A 19,010-nucleotide genomic window follows, 5' to 3' on the forward strand; every position below is an offset into this window, starting at 1 on the left:
CCGTAAATGTTGACCAAACTGACCGGTGGCAGGGTATACGACCCCGCGCATGGCATCAACGGCGAAATCAGGGATATTTATATCCGTGACGGACGTATCATCGCCGCGCCCGGCGATGCTTCTCCCGACCATGAATTCGACCTGCGCGGCAAGGTGGTGATGGCGGGCGCCATCGATATGCATACGCATATCGGCGGCGGCAAGGTGACCATCGCCCGCAACCTGCTGCCGGAAGATCATCGCGGCGATCAGGCCGCGCGCGAAGGCTTGATGCGCGGCGGTTGCGGACATGCCGCGCCTTCCACGCTGACCACCGGCTACCGCTATGCGGAAATGGGCTATACCACCGGCTTCGAACCGGCGGTGCTGCCGGTCAACGCGCGTCAGGCGCATCACGAAATGGCCGACGTGCCGCTACTTGATGTCGGCGGCTACGCCATGCTTGGCAGCGACGACTATTTCCTGCGCCTGCTGTCTTCCGGCAAAAGCCAGGAGGAAATCAACAACTATGTCGCCTGGACCATCCATTCCGCGCAATGCATCGGCATCAAGGTGGTGAACCCCGGCGGCATCAGCGCGTTCAAGTTCAATCAGCGCAGCCTCGATCTGGACGAGCAGCACGTCTACTACGGCGTCACGCCGCGCAAGGTGCTGCAGACGCTGGCGCGCGCCGTTCACGAGCTGGGCGTGCCGCATCCGCTGCATGTGCACGGCTCCAACCTGGGCGTGCCGGGTAACGTCGAAACCACGCTGAACACCATGGCCGGCATCGAAGGCTTGCCGCTGCATCTGACCCATATCCAGTTCCACAGCTACGGCACCGAAGGCGACCGTAAATTCTCCTCCGGCGCGGCGCGCATAGCCGAGGCGTTTAATCGCACCAAGAACATTACCATGGATGTCGGCCAGGTTTTATTCGGACAAACGGTGACCGCTTCCGGCGACTCGCAACGCCAGCACGCCAACGCCTCACACGCCAACCCCAATAAATGGGTGTGCATGGATATCGAGTGCGACGCCGGCTGCGGCGTGGTGCCGTTCAAGTACCGCGACAAGAATTTCGTCAATGCCCTGCAATGGGCGATAGGGCTGGAAATCTTCCTGCTGGCGGACGATCCGTGGCGCATCTTTCTGACTACCGACCATCCCAACGGCGCGCCGTTTACCAGTTATCCGCACCTGATCAAGCTGCTGACCAACAAATCGTTCCGTAACGATATGCTGGCCACCATCAACCCGGATGCGGCGGCGCTCAGCACCTTGGGCTCGCTGACGCGCGAATATTCGCTCTACGAAATTGCGATCATGACGCGCGCCGGCGCGGCGAAACTACTCGGGCTTAAGGACCGCGGCCACTTGGGAGAAGGCGCCGGTGCGGACATTACCGTTTACACCGAGCAGGAAGACAAGGAAGCGATGTTCGCCAGGCCCGACTATGTATTCAAGGACGGCGAGCTGGTGGTGAAAAACGGTGAAGTGGTCAAAGTGGTTTGGGGCAACGTGCATACCGTCAAACCCGAATTCGATCGCGCTGCCGCCGAAAAAGATCTGAAAAGTTACTTTGAGCGTTACCTGACCATGAAAATGGACAACTTCATTATTCGTGACCAAGAAATCGAAAACGATGGCCGCAGCAAGATCATCGTGCACCCGTGCGGAGGCAAGGCATGATCATCAACGGTGTAACTATCGACGATACTTTCGCGGAAGCTTTTCCGATGCGCGCCACGCGCGTCATCATCACCGCGCAGAATCTCAAATGGGCTTACCATGCCGCGCACGCGATGACCGGTTTCGCTACCTCGGTAATCGCCTGCGGCTGCGAGGCGGGCATAGAGCGCGAGCTGGCTCCGGAGGAAACACCGGACGGACGTCCCGGCGTCGCGGCGATGATATTTGCAATGGGCGGCAAGGGACTGGCGAAACAACTGGAAACGCGCGCAGGACAATGCGTGCTGACCTCGCCGACATCGGCTCTGTTTGCCGGGATGGATGAAGGCGATAAAATTGCGCTGGGCAAGAATCTGCGTTATTTCGGCGACGGATTCCAATCTTCCAAAAGTATCGGCGGCAAGCGCTACTGGCGCGTGCCGGTCATGGACGGCGAATTTCTGACCGAGGAAACCACCGGCATGGTCAAGGCCATCGGCGGCGGCAACTTTCTGGTGCTGGCCGAATCGCAACCGCAGGCGCTGGCCGCCTGCGAAGCGGCGATCGACGCGATGAAAAAACTGCCCAATGTCATCATGCCGTTTCCGGGCGGCGTGGTGCGTTCCGGTTCCAAGGTCGGTTCCAAATACAGGACCTTGTCCGCGTCCACCAACGACGCCTTTTGCCCGACATTGAAGGGGCAAACCGCAACCGAGCTGTCGCCGGAAATCGAATCGGTGATGGAAATCGTCATCGACGGATTAAGCGAAGCCGACATCAGCCAGGCGATGCGCGTCGGCATGCAGGCCGTGTGCGAACTGGGTTCGGCCCAGGGCGTCCACCGTATTTCGGCGGGCAATTACGGCGGCAAACTGGGGCCGTTCCTGTTCCACCTGCGCCAGATACTGGCCTGAAGCCATCGGACCGGATTGATAATCATGACAGCACTTACCTTTACTCTCAAAATCGAACCGCGTCAGCGCATCGACGTTTCCCCGTTGATCCCGCAACAGCTGGACGGAAAAACCGTAGCGGAAATTTCCGCGATTGAACTGCAATCGGGTAATCGCAAACTGCGCGTGGACGAGGTTTTCACAACAAGCGGCTCCGATAGCCGGAACATTCGATTCCTGGGCGCGGCCACCGCCAAGCTCGACTTCATCGGAAAAGGACTGACGGAGGGCGAAATCCAGGTGGAGGGCAATGTCGGTTCCTATGCCGGGATGTACATGAAAGGCGGGCGTTTGCTGATTTCCGGCAATACCGACGCCTATGCCGCCTGCGAAATGAAGAGCGGCGAGCTGACCATAGACGGCGATGCCGGCGATTATCTGGGCGCGGCCCTGCCCGGCAACCGCAAGGGCATGCAGGGCGGCATCGTCATTGTGCGCGGCAACGCCGGTCACCGTGTCGGCGATCATATGCGCCGGGGTTCGATACTGATCGAAGGCAACGCCGGAGATTATCTGGGTACGCGCATGGTCGCCGGCACCATCGGCGTGCTCGGCACGGTTGGCGCTAATCCGGGGTATGCGATGCGGCGCGGCACGCTGCTGTTGTTGACGGCGCTGTCCCAGGTTCCCGCAACCTTTAATGACTGCGGCGCACATACCCTGGGCTTTCTGCCGTTGCTGTTGAAAGGTTACCGGGGGTATCGGACCCGCTTCGCCGAACTGGCAGGCACGGTCAAACGCGTGCGCCGTTATGCCGGCGATATGGCGGGACTGGGTAAGGGCGAGATACTGGTCGTTCTTTGAGCTGAAGCGCTGTAAAAGATATCAGTTCTCCTTGTAGGAGCGGGCTTTAGCCCGCGAACGGCCCCTCGCGGGCTAAAGCCCGCTCCTACAAGGGTTTATCCGAAAATGTCGTGCGCGGTTCTTCTATTTAAGCGCATATTATCCACAAAAAGCTCCAGGTGATTAGAATAGTTATGATGCTTTCATCTGAGCGTTTCGTTAACCGGCAAATATAAAAAATCGGTCACCAGACTTTCCCTGTTTTCCGAGACCAGCTTCAGTACCTGAACCATATCCACATTCATGTAATCGTGAACGATGCGGTTGCGCAAGCCTATGACAGCATTCCACGCCGGAAGTCTGGAGGCATCGATCATGCCGCAACGCGACAGCGCGGCAAATGCATCGTATCCGGAAACCGGCACAGGCTGGTTTATTGCCTTGAGCAGTTGTTTCGCCTTGCCGATGGCGTTCTCGATCAGCACTTGCAAGGTATGTAGCACGCCGGCTTGTTCCATCTGGCTCAGTTGGCGCTGTTGCGCCATGATGCCTCTGGCCTCAGCCAACAATGCCGCCTGTTCTGCAGCGATGCGGGCCGTTTCCGCCTGATACAGTGCAAACTGCATGGCTTTGCTCCCAGTAGAAATCCTCGATTTCGCGCCAGGTGCGCGTTAAAAAACGTGCCCAGACCAGGCTTTCGCCTCCTTTGAGCGGTATTCCCGTCTCGGAAACTTCGGCGCGCATGGCCAGATTCGCTCTGCGAAGTTCGATGAGGTCGATTTTTTCCTCGGTCGTACCGATAGTGCAGCCAGTTTCCTGCGTAAAGTTTCCGTGCTGCCCAGCATATCCAGCCAGGGCAGGGCGGCGTTCCATTGCACGACGATATCCCAATCGCTGTCGATGTGCGCCCGATCAGACGCCCGACTGCCGATCAGTATCGCAAACTCGATATCTGACTCGTTCGCGAATAACGGCAGGAGTTTTTCACCCCATATTCCGGTAACTGATGATAATTTATCGGCGCTCATAAAAGGGATTGTTTGTCTGAGCAGCTTGGCGTTCCAGTAGCTATTATCGTAACTATTCAGTTCATCAGCGCTTTCTACGGAAAACGCATTATTAATAGGAACTGCAATGTAATCTTCGAATGAAACGACTTTGTAGGAGCGGGCTTTAGCCCGCGATCGGCCTCCCTCGCGGGCTAAAGCCCGCTCCTGCAGCGATATGCAACGGTGGCTGATAGTTGTTTACCCATTATCTACTGGTCATGGCGCAAGCGTCGCCCCCTATCATAAATGCTTACGCCATGCCCGGTTTCCCTCACCCAGCCCGCCTGCGCCCCAAAGGAAGAGGGGATTAGGTATTCGCTTGTCGCGATTTGCACGGTAACGATATAGCATGCAAGGACTTGCGGCAAGCCGCAGTTCGACAGGCTAGTTACTGCGCCGTCAGCACCTGCTCGAACTCGCCGGCCGGCAACGGTTTGGAGAATAGATAGCCCTGGCAGTAATCGCAGCCGAGCTGCGCGAGGAGCGTGCTTTGCTGCTTGGTTTCAACGCCTTCGGCGATGACGCTCAGGTTCAGTTTGTGCGCCATCGCAACCATGGCTTCCGCCAGCATGTAGCTGTTGGAGTTGGGCTCAAAGTTGCGCACGAAAGAAGGGTCTATCTTCAAAAAGTCGATATCGAATTTTTTCAGATAGGACAAGGATGAGTAGCCGCTGCCGAAATTGTCGATCGCCATTTGGATCGCGTTGTCGCGGAATAAAAAAAGCTTCCTGGTGGTAATGGCGTCCGTGTCGATCAGCAAGTCTTCGCTGATGTCGACGTTGATGCTGTTTCCGGGCAGTCCCAGCTCATGCAAATGCCGTATCCAGCTATCAAAATCCTTGCCGTTGCTGCGAAATTGCACTGGCGACATGTTCAGGCTGATCTGGAAATGTTCATAGCCGGGCAGCTGCCGCCAGCGCCTGGCCTGGTTAGCCGCCTGTATGAAGACCCATTCGCCCAAACCATGTATCGTGCCGCTCTCTTCGGCAATGGGAATGAAAACGGCTGGACTAATCACGCCGAGCTCGGGGTGCCGCCAATGCAGAAACGCTTCCGCCTTGTGAATATGGCCGGTTGCCAGCTCGACGATAGGCTGGAAATAGATGTGCAACTGACCGCGTTCCTGCGCATGACGCAAATCCTTGTCCAGGCGTGTGCGCATCATGACTGATTCCTGCATGTCGGCGGTAAAGGTCCGGTAACTGTTGCGCCCGCCGTCCTTGGCTGCATACATGGCCTGATCGGCGCATTTAAGCAGGTCTTCGACGCTACGTGCATCGTCAGGGCAGAGCGTAATGCCGATGCTGGCCGAAACATAGGCCTCGTCCTTGTCCAGTTGAAACGGCTGGGACAGACTGTCCAGGATGTTCTGGGCGACACGATCCATATTGGATATTTCGTGCAGATCGTCGAGAATAACGGTAAATTCGTCGCCGCCCAGACGCGCAACGGTATCGGACTCGCGCACGCAATTTTTGATTCGTCTGGCCGCTTCCACCAGCAGCAAGTCGCCCTGATGGTGTCCCAGCGTGTCGTTGACCTCCTTGAAGTGGTCGAGGTCGATATACATGACGCCTACGCGGCGATTGATACGCTGACCTTTTTTTACGGTATGCTCCAGACGGTCCATGAATAAGCGCCGGTTGGGAAGTTGCGTCAACTCGTCGAAGTTGGCCTGGAACTGGATCATGGAGAGAAAACGCTTTTGTTCGGTAATGTCCGAGAACAAGGCTACGCGCTGGTGTATTGAGCCGGTTTCATCGTAAATGCTGTTGATAACCAGGCGTACCGCATATTCCTCTCCGTTTTTGTGCCGGTTCCAGATTTCGCCATTCCACTTGCCGGTGCTGTTCAGGCTGCGCCACATGTGCTGGAAAAACATGTCTTCATGTCTGCCCGAGCCCAGTATTTTGGGGTCCTTGCCCGCGACTTCCTCAAAACTGTACCCGGTCAGAGCGGTGAAGGCGGGGTTGACTGCCATTATGCGATTGTTGGCATCGGTCAGCGTCATGGCTTCGCTGCTGGCGTTATAAACCAGTCCTGCTACCTGGAGCTGTTCGCGCGCATTGCGGTGTTCTATGGTTTCCAGTTTAAGCTGGCGTTCCTGCCGGGCCTGTTTGGCGTAGTTGCCTATCCGCGCCTTGGTAATGGCGAGAGCGAAAGGTTTAATAAGGTAGTCAGCCGCACCCGCCTTCAGTCCCAGCGCTTCGTCATGAGCATTGTTTTTATCCATAATCAGCAGCACGGGAATATGACCGGTTAGCTCGTTCTGTTTAATTTTGCGACATACTTCGAAGCCGTTTACTTCCGGCATGACGGCTTCCAGCAGGATCAGGTCAGGCAACTCTTCCGTGTCGAGCAGCGACAAGGCTTCCGTTCCCGAGTAGGCGAACTGCACGTCGAAATCGCGTTCAAGCATTTTCCGCAGTGTGGCGATGCCTTGCAATTCAGTGTCGACAATCAGGATACGCGCCGGTTTAGGATTTACGCCATTTCCGTTATGACGGTTCAAGTCGGCAACATAATGGGTAAGCGTTTCAGTTGCCATGGTTGTACGGAATGGTGTGGTATTTGGTAAGCATTTTAGTTAGGAATTCCTTACAGCGAGTTCGCCACAAACTATGATATCCGGACGGAGCCATCCGGTTTTCGATATGGCAAAGGCGCTTGATTCGCGCGCTTTTTCGCTCAGACGCCGGCGACGGACATAGCGTCCTTCGGCACATTAATCATATGAGGTTGTCCGTCCAGCCCGGTTTTACAAGGGATTCCTTCAGTGCGGGCAGGTTGTTTATCGCTCGCCTTTTTCCAGACAGACCGCGCGTCATGGTTACGCGCATTGAGCGGTAAAGAGTGAAACTTCAACATGTTGAAACACCTCCCATTCCAGCGGCGGGTCCTGCCGGTAGGTTTCAGGGACTTGAGAATATTGTTCATGCGCCTGATGATCGCCAGCAATTCAGGACTGATTGTCAGTGACAATATAAATATTCGCAGTTAATTTTAGCAACATATTACCGCCATTGATAGGCAGGACGGCGGTGTCGATGCGCGGGGTTACGCAAACGCCATGCGGGCTTTACTACGGCGTCAGCGCGCTTCCGCTTGTGGTAGGAAGTAGCGCCAATAGGCATCCAGCATCTCGTTTCCGCAGAACAGCACCAGTAGTCCGGCCAGCGCCAGAAAGGGTCCGAATGGTATCGGCTGATCGTAAGCCTGTCGTCCGAAGATAGCGAAAGTGGAGGTCAGTGTCAGCAGAGTGGCAATAAATACCAGGGGCATCAGCATTTGCCAACCGAGCCACGCGCCCAAGGCCGCCAGCAGCTTGAAGTCGCCATGGCCCATGCCTTCTTTTTTACGGAGGTAGCGGTGCGCGTGATAGACCAGCCATAGCCCCAGATAGCCGCTCATCGCACCGACCAGGCTTGAAGTCTGGTCGGTCAGCAGCCCTGACAGGTTGACACCGAGGCCCAGCCACAGCAGCGGCTGGGTGATCGTATCGGGCAGCAATTGGTGGTCGAAATCGATAAACGCCAGCGCAATCAGGCTCCAGCACAGCAGTAACGCCGCCGCCGTCTGCCAGTCAGGTCCGAAACGCCAGGCAACCGCCAGAGAAAGCAACGCAGTAAGCGCTTCCACCAGGGGGTAGCGCAGAGCGATCGGCGCGCGGCACTGAGTACAGCGTCCGCGCAGCAGCAGATAGCTCAGCAGCGGAATATTTTCCAGCACGCTGATTTCATGTCCGCAATGCGGGCATGAGGACCCCGGTACGCACAGGTTGTAGGGCGCGCTTGGGGCATCGCCGGCCGGTAAGTTGAGGAAGGCTTCGCAATCGCGCCGCCATTCGCGTTCCATCATAATGGGCAGGCGATGGATGACCACGTTCAGAAAACTGCCGGCTATCAGGCCCAGCACGGCGATGCTTCCGTAAAAGAGCGCAGGTATTTCCAGCAGCAGGTGCAGGTTGTTCATGGAAGGGTTCTTAAAGTCAATAGTTCCGTCAGCTTGGCGCGGGCGTACCGATGATGGCGCAGCGCCGATGTTTTACATCAGCATTTCCAACACATTATCCAGAAAATTCCATCCCCTGTCCGTGCAGTAAATCCGGTTGCCGTCCTGCTCCAGCAACCCCTCCCCTATACACTGCCTCAGCGGTTCATCCAGACATTCTACAGATAGACCTGTGCGCGCCTCGAATAAGGGTAGCGTGAACCCTGCGCGCAAACGCAAATGATTCATCAGAAACTCGAATGGCAGCTCTGCTTCACTTACGGCGGACTCGCCTCCGACTGTGCCGGTTGCACCGGCTGCCGCGAGATAAGTGCGGGGGTGCTTGATGCGCCAGTAGCGCGATATCCGACCGGTAGCGGGGTCGGTCAGTTTGCCGTGCGCGCCGGCCCCTATGCCAAGGTAATCGCCGAATTGCCAGTAGTTCAGGTTATGGCGACAGTGATCACCGTTACGCGCCCAGGCGGAAACTTCGTATTGACCGAATCCGGCCGAAATCAGCGCCTGCCGGCAGGCCTGCTGCATTTCCCAAATCCTTTCATCTTCCGGCAAGGAGGGCGGATGTTCGTGAAACAGGGTATTGGGTTCCAGCGTTAGCTGATAAAACGACAAATGCGACGGCTGCAACGCAATTGCCGTATTAATGTCGGCAAGCGCATTGCCGAGCGATTGCCCCGGCAATCCAAACATCAAATCCAGATTGAGCCGTTCGAAACCGCATGCTTTGGCCTGATGCGCCGCAGCTATCGCCGCATCGGCCCCGTGTATGCGTCCCAGTTGCTCCAGGCCGGCATTGTCGAAACTTTGCACGCCGATGGACAACCGGTTGACACCCGCGAGGCGGAATCCCTCGAACTTGCCGGTTTCGAGCGTACCCGGATTTGCCTCCAGCGTTACTTCCATATCGGGCGCGCACGCCAGCCTCTCGCTTATGCCCGTCAACAGACGCGCGATGGCTGCGGGACTGAACAGACTGGGTGTGCCGCCGCCGATAAAAACAGTTTCGAGTCCGCGGCTTCCGATCCGGGGCGCGTCAAGGTCGAGATCGGCCAGCAGCGCGTCCACATAAGCCGCCTCAGGCAGGCTTTCGGCGCTGGCATGCGAATTGAAATCGCAATAGGGACATTTGCGCACGCACCAGGGAATATGCACGTAAAGGCCCAGAGGCGGGGCTGAAAGCGGCATGCGCAAACGTCTCTATTTCTCCGCGGGCGCCGGCGTTGCGGCAGCAGGCGCGGGCGGGTTCTGGTTGACGAGTATCAGTTTTTTGATATCGAATCCCCAATGTATCGCTTTTGCGACCATTGCGGAATAAGTCTTGTCGTCCATGGTCTTGTCGCGCGACAGTATCCACAAAATGGAACGGCTCGGCCCGGCCACCATGGCGTAGCGATAATTGTCTCTGTCGAGATCGACGATGTGATAACCGCCGTAAAACGGCCCGAAATACGATACCTTCAGACTGCCGACATTGTTGTCTCCGACAAATGATCCCTGGCCGGTTTCTTCTTTCCATTCCCCGGATTTGGCGCGGTAGCCGCGATTCACCAGTTTGAAACCGTCCTCGCCGTCTGCGATGAATTCCGCGGTGACGTTATCCAGTCCGCGTTCGAAGCCGTGATCGAGACGCGCGATTTCATACCATGTACCCAGAAAACGCTCCAGAATAAAGCCTTGCACCGGCTGCAAACCTTCGGGGATTTTGGTGCACCCGGTCAGTGCAAGCAGCGACAGGACGGATGCCAGCATAGCGACTGCACGCCGCGGGCCGGATGCCTGAAAAAAAGAATTAGAAAGTAAAATGCTATCTTTCATTGTATTACCTGTCAGTATTAATGATGGGTTTCTGCCCATCCTGCATTATCGCTCATTGTGGTGACTATATCAGGGCGCGATCTCCGGTTCCAGTTGTCGCACATGGGCGTTGATGTCGCCGGGACGGGTCAACCAGATCTTCTCGCGGAACTTTGCAATCTCTTTCAGGGCGGGCCGCAATGCGCGCAGACGGTAGGGTTGTCCGACGATGTAGGGATGCAGCGCGATTCCCATGACCAGCGGGCCGCTTGCGGCCTGATCGTACATTTCGGCGAAGTTATCCCGGATCATATCCGCAAATTCGGTTGCGCTGGCGCGGCGCACCGCAATTGCAGGTATATCATTGATTTCCTGTGGGTAAGGTATGGACAGTATCGGTCCCGAGCGAGTACGGAGCCAGACCGGCTGGTCATCCATGCACCAATCGAGCAGATATTCATAGCCCCGTTCCTTGAGCAAATCCGGCGTAGACCTGCTTTCCGCTATCCACGGCCCAAGCCAGCCGCGAGGCGCGACGCCTTCATGCATGGCGATGGTTGCTGTGGTTGCGTCAATCAGCGCACGCTCTTCCGCTTCGTCCAGCACGCTTTGACGCTCGGCATTGCTGCGCCCGTGCGCAACGATTTCATCGCCGCGGGCGCAAAACGCGGCGGGGATCGACGGGCAGGCGTCATAAATGCTTGAATTGATCAAGCCGCAGGCAGGCAATTGCAGCTCATCGCATAAGTCCAGCAATCGCCAGATTCCGACCCGGTTACCGTAATCGCGCCAGGCGAAGTTGAGTATATCGGGCTGCGGGCCGCCGGGAGCAAGCTCCGCGCCCAGGCCTTCCCCAAAAGCGAAGTGTTCGACATTGATTGCAATGTAAACGGCCAGGCGGGTGGCGTCGGGCCAATCGTAAACGCGACGGCCTTTGATGGGGTCATAATCGTACCGGTTGTGGGACGGTAAATGCATCACCGAATTCAACATGGCTGTGTCACCGTATCGATTAAAGTAAATCGGTAAAGTTACGGAAGAAGCTCAATTTTCGTTCCCTCTTTTACCAGATCCCAGACCTGGTCCATATCGGCGTTGCTCAAGGCGATACAGCCGTTGGTCCAGTTTAAATATCGGCTGATAAAAGAAAGCCAGCCCAAGCCGTTCTTCTGGCCGTGGATCATGATCAGACCGCCCGGCTCCATATCGCGCGCTTGTGCCGAAGCGATATCCCGCTCGCCGGGATAAGAGATATGAATCGCCTTGTGGAACGCGCTGTCGGATTTTTTGTAATCCAGCAGATAAACGCCTTCGGGGGTTTTGCCGTCGCCTTCCTGTGTTTTATGTCCCAGCGGATTGCTGCCGAAGACGGCATGAAACTCGCGCGTAACCTCATTCGCGGATAGCAGCTGCAGTTTATGCTCTGACTTCAACACGCGTACCGATTCGATCGGCAGCTCACCGGCAAATAGCCGGCCGGCAAGGCAACAAAGCAAAATAGCGCTTATCAGGCTCAGCTTCGTCCTGCAGGTTGCCGTAGTCACTGTTTGCCGCCGGCAGGCGCGGGAGCCGCGTCCAATAAGCCCAATGCGTTAAGGCAGGCTTTACCCAGTTCCATTCGTTTCGCCGCATCGCTTGCCTGGGCCATATCGATATTTAATGCGAAACTGTACAAATGTTCGCTTTTTTGCAGCCAGCCGACCCACCAGCCGATCGCCGGATTTTCGTCGGCGGCCCAGCCGGATTTGCCGTATAAAGTCCACCCAGCGCCCTGCTCCAGCCGGACAATATCGCGTACCGCTGCCTGAATCTTTCTGGGAAACGGCAAGTCATCCCGCGCCAGACGCGCAAGAAAGCGCGTTTGCTCCACAGCGCTGATTTTCAGCGGGCCGGCCAGCCAGAATTTATCCACGACATTGCCTGTTTCCGCATTGCCGTATCCTATCGCCTTGACACTATCGCGCATGCGCTCCAGTCCGATACGTCTGGCGAGCGTCTGATAGACGGGTACATTGGAAATCCTGATGGCCGCGCGCAACCCCATATCCTGCTCCCATGTCTTGATCGGTTGAGGGTTTCCGCCATAGGGTAATATCTCATCCACGCTTTTTACCGCGCCGAAGGCAAGACCGATCAGGCTGTTGGGAATTTTAAAAGTGGAGGCGGGAATATAGCGCGTTTCGGCGCGTACAGGATCGTAACCGGCAAACTGATTCGCGTTGATGTCATACAGCACGAACGTGCCGCGCACGCCGGCATTGGCGAATAGCTTGCCCAGTTCCGGGTTGTTCTGCCAATCGGCTGCCTGTGTCGGGTAATTTATCAGCAGCATCAAGGTAGCGAATAGAAGTTTCATATTGTCTTTGCGTTATGCGTTTGCCTGTATGAGTATCGATACATAGTCATTCCTGACGAGCTTGCGTCGCAAGTCCGGGAGCAAAGATTACTCTTGCCTGAATCCCGTTACCCGGCGCAAACTGGTGGCGGCAGGACGGTTGTTGGCGGCGTCATCAAAATACCGTTCCGTTCGACGGATTTCTTTCCCTTTTGTCAGGAGAACGCTATGCACACAAGCAAGTTTTCAGCCATTGCAATCCTGGTTTTCGCGCTGTCCGGCTGTTCCTCGCAACCTGTCGGCGGTAAGAGTACAACATCGCCCTCTGTCTCTGCCGGCGATTCTACAGCAGCCAATGTGAAAAAAGTAAAGTCGGAAGACGGATCGTTCGACGGCGAAATCATCGGAACGCCGGCGCCGGCCGGCAAGTTCGCCAAACTGCGCATCGGCATGACGCAACGGCAGGTCGAAGAACTGATCGGTCGGCCTGACGATGAAGACTCGCATATTACCGGCAAGGCGTTCATCCCGTTTTTCTTTGGCGGCGACACGCACCGCTTGGAAGCGTTTTACAAAAACGAGGGGCAGCTTACCTATTCGCCTACCCACTACGGCGGCAGCGCGAACGTGTTAATGCGCCTTCTGGTTAATACGCAAGCCACCGGAATGCGCTGAGCGCTTTGAGGAAATTCGCATAACCTGTCCGGATAGTAACTATTCGGCGTTCCGATTTTCCGTTCGTCCTGAGCTTGTCGGAGGACTTTATCAGCGTTTCCTTAACGATATAGGACAAAACATCAAAGGACGCTGAATCGTTACCCCGAATATTAAACAGGCAGCAGGCCTTGGTCTTGCAGGACGCATTGCAGCGATTTAAAGCCTTCGACATGAAACGCCCGCATGCCAATACTTTGAGCCGCCTGGATATTGGTTAATATATCGTCAAAGAAGCAGACTTCCTCCGGCCCGATATCGCATTCTCTCAACGCTCGCGTAAACGCCTCCCGATCCGGTTTGATGACCCCCAGCAAATGGGAGGAGAGGGCGATGTCGAAATCTTCCGCGAAGCCGCCGAACCTTTCCCAATGCAGGACATTCGAGTTGCTCAAACAGCAAACGCGATAGCTTTGCCGTAAAATGCGCAGCGTTTCGCGGGCTTCGGGATAGAATCCCTTGGGCCAGGAAATAAACTCCTGCAGGAATGCATCGACAGTAAGCCGGATATCCCACTCGGCTAGAAAACTTTCGGCGAAATCCTGGGGGGAAACATCGCCGCGCTCGAATCGCCGGATCGCGGAGGAATGCAGCCAGCGTTCCTTGACGATCGCATCGTCGAGCGGTTGCGGCAGCAAACGGTTCAGGCGTTCGCAGGTGGCGTTTTCTATCAGGACTCCGCCGAGGTCGAACAGTAACAGCGCAGGTTTATTCATTTTTGTCTCGCAAAGCGGCGGCTCGGATTTATAGGATTTGCCGTTGAGCGGGTGGCGGCTGTTTATTTCGCCTCGTCGATCATCAGCGTGGTCTTTTCTTCAACCTCTTTAGCGACTTGAGCCAGTCTTTCATCCTGAGACAACGCCGCCAGTATCTGCACCGGTTTGATCATGCCTATCCTGGTTTTGCCATGCTCGGTAAAAACGGAAATACGGCACGGCAACGCCATGTTCAGGCGCATATCGACGGATAAAACTTTTGCCGCCTGCCCGGGATTGCAGACTTCGAAAACCTTGCACTGTTCGTCGAAATTCATGCCTTTGCTGCGCAAGGTAGTCCCTATGTCATGGACATGCAGCACCCCGAACCCGTTACGCAGAACCGCCGTTTCGAGATCCGCAGCGGCCTGCTCGAATGATTTGTCGCTTTCGACTGTGTAATACATGAGCGCCTCTATGGTTTGTGGTTGACGGAAGATTGGATCGCGATCCGGTCGGGCTGAAAGCCGACGTATATATCATACCCCGAGTATGACGCCACGGTGCGCCGGATAGTGAAAGTATAGTGGAAGGGTTAAGAACACGATGCTTGTGCGCCATTACCCATTAGGCCGCGCAGCCTGTCCATCGAAATCACAATAAGCAGGTTTTGTACCGCTTCGTTATCCGGCGATCTGACGATGCTTTCCGCCAGCCGGTTGCCGGATGTCATTAATGCCGAGATCGGCACTATCCTGTTCAGGGGAATCTCCGGGATTTCTCCCAGTTCATCCACCCTGATGCCGAAGCAGCTTTCCTGTTTGTCGCTGTCATGCTTCAAAACAATGATTTGACCGTTTTTATGCGATGACGGCGGACCGGAGTAACCCATCAGACTCCATAACTCGATTACCGGAATAACCTTGTCGTGAAACAATATACAGCCGTGGCCTTGTTTGCCCTGATCCGGCAATAGCGTGAAACCTTTATCGTCTATTGCTTCAATAACGAAGCGGGATTCCAGGCCCAGCCATTGATTGTCTACGTAGAAGGTCGCGATTTCCTTGCGGGCGCTCGCCTCCGCAGTATTGTCGGCATGACGCAGATTACGCACATGATATTGCCGGATGGACTGTTTTTGCTCCGGTATTTCCCCCAGCGGCGTGAAAATGAGCGCAACGACGTCGTTACGATAGCAATCGTCCGCTCTTTTGTATTCGCGATAGCCTCCCGACATGGTAGCGCCGACAGCGTAATACCAGCCGTTGAAACGGCAAAGGCGGGACGCGCCTTGTCGATTGCGCAGAGCGAAAAAGTCATCGTCAAGCGTTACCCGGCTGCCGGGTGGAAAGGCGCTGCTGGTCGATGCAATAACGGTTTTTTGGCGATCCGCGAACAGGCCGAAGCATCCTGCAGGAATCTCCCCCCGTTCGTTTCGCGGCAAGGCGTCGTTCAACATCGCCGAAAATTGCGGCTCCGAATCGAATACGATACCGATGCCGCCGACAATTTTGGCATCGGCGGAAGCAACGCGTACGGCGGCGGCATAGATATAAGTCGGGCGGTTTCGATACAGGGGCGTGCCGGAAAACGCCGATACCGCATATTTTTGTGCGTCAGTCAGTGATAAGGCGCGCTGTACCCACTCTTCTGCAATATCCTGTCCAACCATTGCATGATAATCCGGGTTGGAAACGGCAACGACGGTGCCGCGTTTACTGTACAGTAAAAGGTTGTCGTAGACCGTATACAGAGCATTAATGTCGGTAAGTGTCTGTGTGATGGATTTTTGCGTTTGTTGATCGATTTCCGCCGATGTCAGCGCGCTTTGAAAGTTGGGTGTAAGCGCCCACCAGCGGCAATCGTTGGCGCGCTCGTACAGGTTGCGATCCATGATGTCGATGGCAAGCGCCGCCTTGAACTGGTTGTCCTGCAGGATGGATGAAACCACGGTTTGGTGCAGATTGCCGATGGAGCGATCGAATACCTGTTGGGTTTTTAATCCGGTATTACTGATTTCCCAAAGCAGGACTTTTGAAAATGCAGGGTTCAAGGCAGTGCGATCGCTTTGCTGGCGAACGTGGCCGTTCCAGACGGACCGATTCAGGTCGCGCTGGATGTTCCCGGCTTGCAGCGGGATATCTCTGATGGCTTCGCAGAACAGTTCCGGGTTGGTGGTCATCGCATCAAGCAGGTCGGCGTCAATGTCGTCGAAGCGAAATGCGGCGTCGCTGTCGAATGCATGCTCCAATGGCATCATGACATGACCAAACCAGCCTGGCCCCATATAGTCCTGATATCCTTGCGTAGGTCTTGTGCTCGCAATGTATTCGCGACCGGCGAAAAAAATCCGGCTGCCGTTCGAGTCTTGAGTCGTTTTTAATCGGGAGCCTATCGCGACGTATTGAGCGTCGCTGCTGGCGATAACCTTGCCTTGATCGTTTAACAGCGTAATAGCACTCCAATAGTGCGCACCTATCAGGTTTGAGAAAATTTTTTCTGCTTCATCCTGGAATTTGAAGCATAAACACAATACTCCCAGCGCTTTACCGCAGTTTTTTTCGACGACCCGGTAGGCGTAAATGAGGCTGACGGCTATGTCGGGTTGCAGGTCGCTGTGCCGGAAAACTTCCACATAGGCGTTTTCGGTCGCCAGCGATTCGGCTATGAGCGGGTCACTCGAGTGCGTGACGAGATTGCCGTCGTCGAGCTGTACCAATAGCCGGCCCTCGGTATCGAGAAGAATTACATTCGAGTAAACCGTATACTTAAGCACATAGTCTCGAAACCGGGATTGCATTCTTTTTCTGCGTGCTTCCGCAGCAACGGACGACACGTCTTGAAGCAAAAAGTTACGAACTTCATCGTCCATAGCAAGAAAGCCGATATCCGCGGTTCTTTCGAACAGATTGCGCACCATGATGTCGATGGCGACCTGCGCCCTGGCCTGCATCGAAAGCATCGTTTTCTTTAGGGTTTCGTTGCCGAGCTGATTTAGCAAGCTGCCTGTGAGACGATGAAAAGCCTGACGCGTGCCGGTCATGTCGGTGCCGGTGCCTGATAAGTGTCCCAGCAGGGACAGGTTATCCCAGATCGTTTGCAGGGTTTGCAGGTTTTCACGATATTCATCGACATGACCCATATGACTTATGAGTCCACCGATGTTGTCGTCTACTTCTATCCCTTTATATTGCATTTTATTATTATAAGTTATTGATTGTAAAGTTGATATGTGTGGTGTGCGCTTATGTCCGCCTGAGTGCCGAGTGAGCTGGGCATGAATAACCCTTGTTATGATGACGCATTTTCCATGCCATGAAGCAAGCTATTTGTTACAGATTGATTACATGTTGGAACAGGGTAAATGGAGATGTTTTGTATGCGACATTTTGTCGCATTGTCATGCAACAATAAGTTATTGCCGACGCGGCGACCTATGCTATCTTCCTGCGTCCGGTTTGCTAAAAATAATGGGTAAACGGCTTAAGTATTAGTGGGTTGGGTTTTTGTCAGTCATTGTCATCCCTTAGCTGGTTCTGCGGGTGCGCTATGCTTATCCGTTCTGTGACAGGCCTTCTTCATCGGGTAGTGAGCAAGCGTAGCGCATCCGCCCATATCTTAAAGTATTATGTCCGGGAAGTTATTTTAGCCAAACCCGCAGTTTTCAATCAGGGGTTCGAGTTGTTTGAGACGGGGATCCCCGGCGGTTTTTCGTGATCAGCGCTCCAGTAGCCGAGGCATCAGCTCCACCAGATTACAGGGCCGGGTTCTGAAATCCAGTTGTTCCCTGATCAGCTGATCCCAGGCAGTGCGGCAGGCGCCGGATGAACCGGGAAGACAGAAAATATAAGTGCCGTTCGCCACGCCTGCCACTGAGCGTGATTGCAGCGTCGATGTTTTGATTTCCTGCCAGGAAATAGCGCGGAATACTTCCCCGAACCCGTCTATGGTTTTGTCGAATAATACCGAGACCGCCTCAGGCGTCCCGTCGCGTCCGGTCAAGCCGGTGCCGCCGGTGGTAAGCACTACCTGTACTTCGGGATCGGCGATCCATACCGATACCTGCGCTCTGATTTGGTAAATGTTATCCGGCAGGATGCGTTTTTCGGCCATGGTGTGGCCGGCTTGCGTTAACCGTTCGACGAGCGTTTTCCCTGATGTATCATTTTCTTCGATGCGGGTATCGGATACTGTCAGCACGGCGATATTTAACGGAGTAAATGTTCTTTGTGTATTCATTGGTATATTTCTGTATAAGTATTGCGTGAACTTCCGTGTTTGAAGTTTGTCTAACGAACGTGTTATTTGCGGACACCTCATAATACATATAATGCAAACAATGCATGCCCGGTAAAAAAACATACACAGAGGAATAGCATGAGCAAGATACTTGAAGAAGTTTTAAATGCCAATGCGCATTATGCTGCCGATTTTGGAGATAAAGCGGCATTGGCCCTGCCGCCCGCCCGGCACTTTGCGATTTTGACCTGTATGGACGCGCGTCTGGACCCGGCGAAGTATGCGGGACTGGCCGAGGGCGATGCGCATGTAATACGCAATGCCGGCGGGCGCGCCAGCGATGACGCGATACGCTCACTGGTAATTTCGTACAAACTGCTGGGTACGCGCGAGTGGTTCGTGATTCATCATACCGATTGCGGTATGGAGCTTTTTACCAATGAAATCATGAGCGACCTCCTCGCCAGCAGTCTCAGGACCGCTACTGTCGATGAAACGGGCTGGCACGATTGCGGAACAGGGCCGGGTTGCAGCGATGGCAAATATATCAACTGGCTGACGATCAAGTCCCAGGAGCAAAGCGTGCTGGAAGATGTGGCGCGCATCCGCAATCACACGCTGGTGCCTCGCGATATTCCGGTTTACGGCTATATCTATGATGTTCGTTCCGGACGGTTGCTGGAGGTTCCTGCTGCGACTGAGGCGGGCCGGGCTGCATAGCTTTGCAGCCGCCGCGTCTTGCCAAAAGCACGGCGGCTGCTGTAATTGAAACAGTGCTTGCGTCTCATTC

The 19,010-nt window shown here is 55.1% G+C and carries 19 protein-coding genes; 5 read left to right on the forward strand and 14 right to left on the reverse strand.

The genetic code is table 11. The features are described from left to right. The first annotated feature begins 6 nt into the window (after positions 1 to 6). Genes F6R98_RS03270 through F6R98_RS03280 form a run of 3 tightly spaced genes read left to right on the forward strand, consistent with a single transcriptional unit; the run spans position 7 to position 3,407 of the window. Positions 7 to 1,671 (forward strand): formylmethanofuran dehydrogenase subunit A, encoded by a 1,665-nt coding sequence (locus F6R98_RS03270; protein ID WP_153247750.1) that lies wholly within the window; start codon positions 7 to 9, stop codon positions 1,669 to 1,671. Beyond that, positions 1,668 to 2,564, forward strand: a complete 897-nt coding sequence (fhcD, locus tag F6R98_RS03275) for a formylmethanofuran--tetrahydromethanopterin N-formyltransferase (protein WP_153247751.1) — start codon at positions 1,668 to 1,670, stop codon at positions 2,562 to 2,564. Before F6R98_RS03270 ends, fhcD begins: the two co-directional genes overlap by 4 nt. A 24-nt stretch (positions 2,565 to 2,588) precedes the next feature. Then, complete coding sequence (locus F6R98_RS03280) at positions 2,589 to 3,407, forward strand: formylmethanofuran dehydrogenase subunit C (protein ID WP_153247752.1); 819 nt, start codon at positions 2,589 to 2,591, stop codon at positions 3,405 to 3,407. 182 nt (positions 3,408 to 3,589) lie between these two features. Here F6R98_RS03280 and hepT read toward each other — a convergent pair whose 3' ends face one another. The 10 genes from hepT to blaOXA form a co-directional block, all read right to left on the reverse strand. Beyond that, positions 3,590 to 4,012: a type VII toxin-antitoxin system HepT family RNase toxin gene (gene hepT / locus F6R98_RS03285; RefSeq protein ID WP_153247753.1), complete on the reverse strand. Its 423-nt coding sequence runs from the start codon at positions 4,010 to 4,012 to the stop codon at positions 3,590 to 3,592. 45 nt (positions 4,013 to 4,057) lie between these two features. Further along, positions 4,058 to 4,414: a nucleotidyltransferase domain-containing protein gene (locus F6R98_RS03290; RefSeq protein ID WP_228125066.1), complete on the reverse strand. Its 357-nt coding sequence runs from the start codon at positions 4,412 to 4,414 to the stop codon at positions 4,058 to 4,060. Between the two features lie 409 nt (positions 4,415 to 4,823). Then, positions 4,824 to 6,983 (reverse strand): GGDEF/EAL domain-containing response regulator, encoded by a 2,160-nt coding sequence (locus F6R98_RS03295; RefSeq protein WP_153247754.1) that lies wholly within the window; start codon positions 6,981 to 6,983, stop codon positions 4,824 to 4,826. Between the two features lie 140 nt (positions 6,984 to 7,123). Beyond that, positions 7,124 to 7,372, reverse strand: coding sequence for a hypothetical protein (locus F6R98_RS22690; RefSeq protein WP_407079275.1), 249 nt, complete (start codon positions 7,370 to 7,372; stop codon positions 7,124 to 7,126). 153 nt (positions 7,373 to 7,525) lie between these two features. Then, positions 7,526 to 8,407: a prepilin peptidase gene (locus F6R98_RS03300; RefSeq protein ID WP_153247755.1), complete on the reverse strand. Its 882-nt coding sequence runs from the start codon at positions 8,405 to 8,407 to the stop codon at positions 7,526 to 7,528. A gap of 72 nt (positions 8,408 to 8,479) precedes the next feature. Continuing rightward, positions 8,480 to 9,628, reverse strand: coding sequence for a radical SAM family heme chaperone HemW (hemW, locus tag F6R98_RS03305; protein ID WP_153247756.1), 1,149 nt, complete (start codon positions 9,626 to 9,628; stop codon positions 8,480 to 8,482). Between the two features lie 12 nt (positions 9,629 to 9,640). Next, the gene (locus tag F6R98_RS03310; RefSeq protein WP_153247757.1) at positions 9,641 to 10,192 is read right to left on the reverse strand and encodes a lipocalin family protein; all 552 of its coding nucleotides are present in this window, start codon (positions 10,190 to 10,192) and stop codon (positions 9,641 to 9,643) included. A gap of 135 nt (positions 10,193 to 10,327) precedes the next feature. Continuing rightward, entirely contained in the window at positions 10,328 to 11,230 is a 903-nt protein-coding gene (locus F6R98_RS03315; RefSeq protein WP_228125067.1) for a polysaccharide deacetylase family protein, read from the reverse strand. A gap of 38 nt (positions 11,231 to 11,268) precedes the next feature. Then, positions 11,269 to 11,781, reverse strand: coding sequence for a L,D-transpeptidase family protein (locus tag F6R98_RS03320; RefSeq protein WP_228125068.1), 513 nt, complete (start codon positions 11,779 to 11,781; stop codon positions 11,269 to 11,271). Then, positions 11,778 to 12,593: a class D beta-lactamase gene (blaOXA, locus tag F6R98_RS03325; RefSeq protein ID WP_153247758.1), complete on the reverse strand. Its 816-nt coding sequence runs from the start codon at positions 12,591 to 12,593 to the stop codon at positions 11,778 to 11,780. The genes F6R98_RS03320 and blaOXA overlap by 4 nt, the downstream gene beginning before the upstream one ends. Before the next feature lie 207 nt (positions 12,594 to 12,800). On the opposite strand from blaOXA, the gene F6R98_RS03330 reads away from it, so the two are divergent. Further along, positions 12,801 to 13,247, forward strand: a complete 447-nt coding sequence (locus tag F6R98_RS03330; RefSeq protein ID WP_153247759.1) for a hypothetical protein — start codon at positions 12,801 to 12,803, stop codon at positions 13,245 to 13,247. A 152-nt stretch (positions 13,248 to 13,399) separates the two neighbouring features. On the opposite strand, the gene F6R98_RS03335 is transcribed toward F6R98_RS03330, so the two are convergent. The 4 genes from F6R98_RS03335 to moaB all read right to left on the reverse strand — a co-directional run bounded on the left by F6R98_RS03335 (position 13,400) and on the right by moaB (position 18,220). Next, the gene (locus F6R98_RS03335; protein ID WP_153247760.1) at positions 13,400 to 14,002 is read right to left on the reverse strand and encodes an HAD family hydrolase; all 603 of its coding nucleotides are present in this window, start codon (positions 14,000 to 14,002) and stop codon (positions 13,400 to 13,402) included. Between the two features lie 62 nt (positions 14,003 to 14,064). Further along, positions 14,065 to 14,448, reverse strand: a complete 384-nt coding sequence (locus F6R98_RS03340; protein ID WP_153247761.1) for a DUF302 domain-containing protein — start codon at positions 14,446 to 14,448, stop codon at positions 14,065 to 14,067. Between the two features lie 128 nt (positions 14,449 to 14,576). Further along, positions 14,577 to 17,177 (reverse strand): chemotaxis protein CheW, encoded by a 2,601-nt coding sequence (locus tag F6R98_RS03345; RefSeq protein WP_153247762.1) that lies wholly within the window; start codon positions 17,175 to 17,177, stop codon positions 14,577 to 14,579. Between the two features lie 521 nt (positions 17,178 to 17,698). Then, complete coding sequence (moaB, locus tag F6R98_RS03350; RefSeq protein WP_153247763.1) at positions 17,699 to 18,220, reverse strand: molybdenum cofactor biosynthesis protein B; 522 nt, start codon at positions 18,218 to 18,220, stop codon at positions 17,699 to 17,701. A 138-nt stretch (positions 18,221 to 18,358) separates the two neighbouring features. Here moaB and F6R98_RS03355 point away from each other — a divergent pair, with 138 nt between their 5' ends. Then, positions 18,359 to 18,940: a beta-class carbonic anhydrase gene (locus tag F6R98_RS03355; protein ID WP_153247764.1), complete on the forward strand. Its 582-nt coding sequence runs from the start codon at positions 18,359 to 18,361 to the stop codon at positions 18,938 to 18,940. Positions 18,941 to 19,010: the final 70 nt, after the last annotated feature.

The organism is Candidatus Methylospira mobilis (genome assembly GCF_009498235.1).
Lineage (GTDB): Bacteria > Pseudomonadota > Gammaproteobacteria > Methylococcales > Methylococcaceae > Methylospira > Methylospira mobilis.

Bases quoted from the DNA above. Each gene is read 5' to 3' on its own strand.
- F6R98_RS03270 (WP_153247750.1), top strand. From the start codon at position 7: ATGTTGACCAAACTGACCGGTGGCAGGGTATACGACCCCGCGCATGGC.
- fhcD (WP_153247751.1), top strand. From the start codon at position 1,668: ATGATCATCAACGGTGTAACTATCGACGATACTTTCGCGGAAGCTTTT.
- F6R98_RS03280 (WP_153247752.1), top strand. From the start codon at position 2,589: ATGACAGCACTTACCTTTACTCTCAAAATCGAACCGCGTCAGCGCATC.
- hepT (WP_153247753.1), bottom strand. From the start codon at position 4,012: ATGCAGTTTGCACTGTATCAGGCGGAAACGGCCCGCATCGCTGCAGAA.
- F6R98_RS03290 (WP_228125066.1), bottom strand. From the start codon at position 4,414: ATGAGCGCCGATAAATTATCATCAGTTACCGGAATATGGGGTGAAAAA.
- F6R98_RS03295 (WP_153247754.1), bottom strand. From the start codon at position 6,983: ATGGCAACTGAAACGCTTACCCATTATGTTGCCGACTTGAACCGTCAT.
- F6R98_RS22690 (WP_407079275.1), bottom strand. From the start codon at position 7,372: ATGAACAATATTCTCAAGTCCCTGAAACCTACCGGCAGGACCCGCCGC.
- F6R98_RS03300 (WP_153247755.1), bottom strand. From the start codon at position 8,407: ATGAACAACCTGCACCTGCTGCTGGAAATACCTGCGCTCTTTTACGGA.
- hemW (WP_153247756.1), bottom strand. From the start codon at position 9,628: ATGCCGCTTTCAGCCCCGCCTCTGGGCCTTTACGTGCATATTCCCTGG.
- F6R98_RS03310 (WP_153247757.1), bottom strand. From the start codon at position 10,192: ATGCTGGCATCCGTCCTGTCGCTGCTTGCACTGACCGGGTGCACCAAA.
- F6R98_RS03315 (WP_228125067.1), bottom strand. From the start codon at position 11,230: ATGTTGAATTCGGTGATGCATTTACCGTCCCACAACCGGTACGATTAT.
- blaOXA (WP_153247758.1), bottom strand. From the start codon at position 12,593: ATGAAACTTCTATTCGCTACCTTGATGCTGCTGATAAATTACCCGACA.
- F6R98_RS03330 (WP_153247759.1), top strand. From the start codon at position 12,801: ATGCACACAAGCAAGTTTTCAGCCATTGCAATCCTGGTTTTCGCGCTG.
- F6R98_RS03335 (WP_153247760.1), bottom strand. From the start codon at position 14,002: ATGAATAAACCTGCGCTGTTACTGTTCGACCTCGGCGGAGTCCTGATA.
- F6R98_RS03340 (WP_153247761.1), bottom strand. From the start codon at position 14,448: ATGTATTACACAGTCGAAAGCGACAAATCATTCGAGCAGGCCGCTGCG.
- F6R98_RS03345 (WP_153247762.1), bottom strand. From the start codon at position 17,177: ATGCAATATAAAGGGATAGAAGTAGACGACAACATCGGTGGACTCATA.
- moaB (WP_153247763.1), bottom strand. From the start codon at position 18,220: ATGAATACACAAAGAACATTTACTCCGTTAAATATCGCCGTGCTGACA.
- F6R98_RS03355 (WP_153247764.1), top strand. From the start codon at position 18,359: ATGAGCAAGATACTTGAAGAAGTTTTAAATGCCAATGCGCATTATGCT.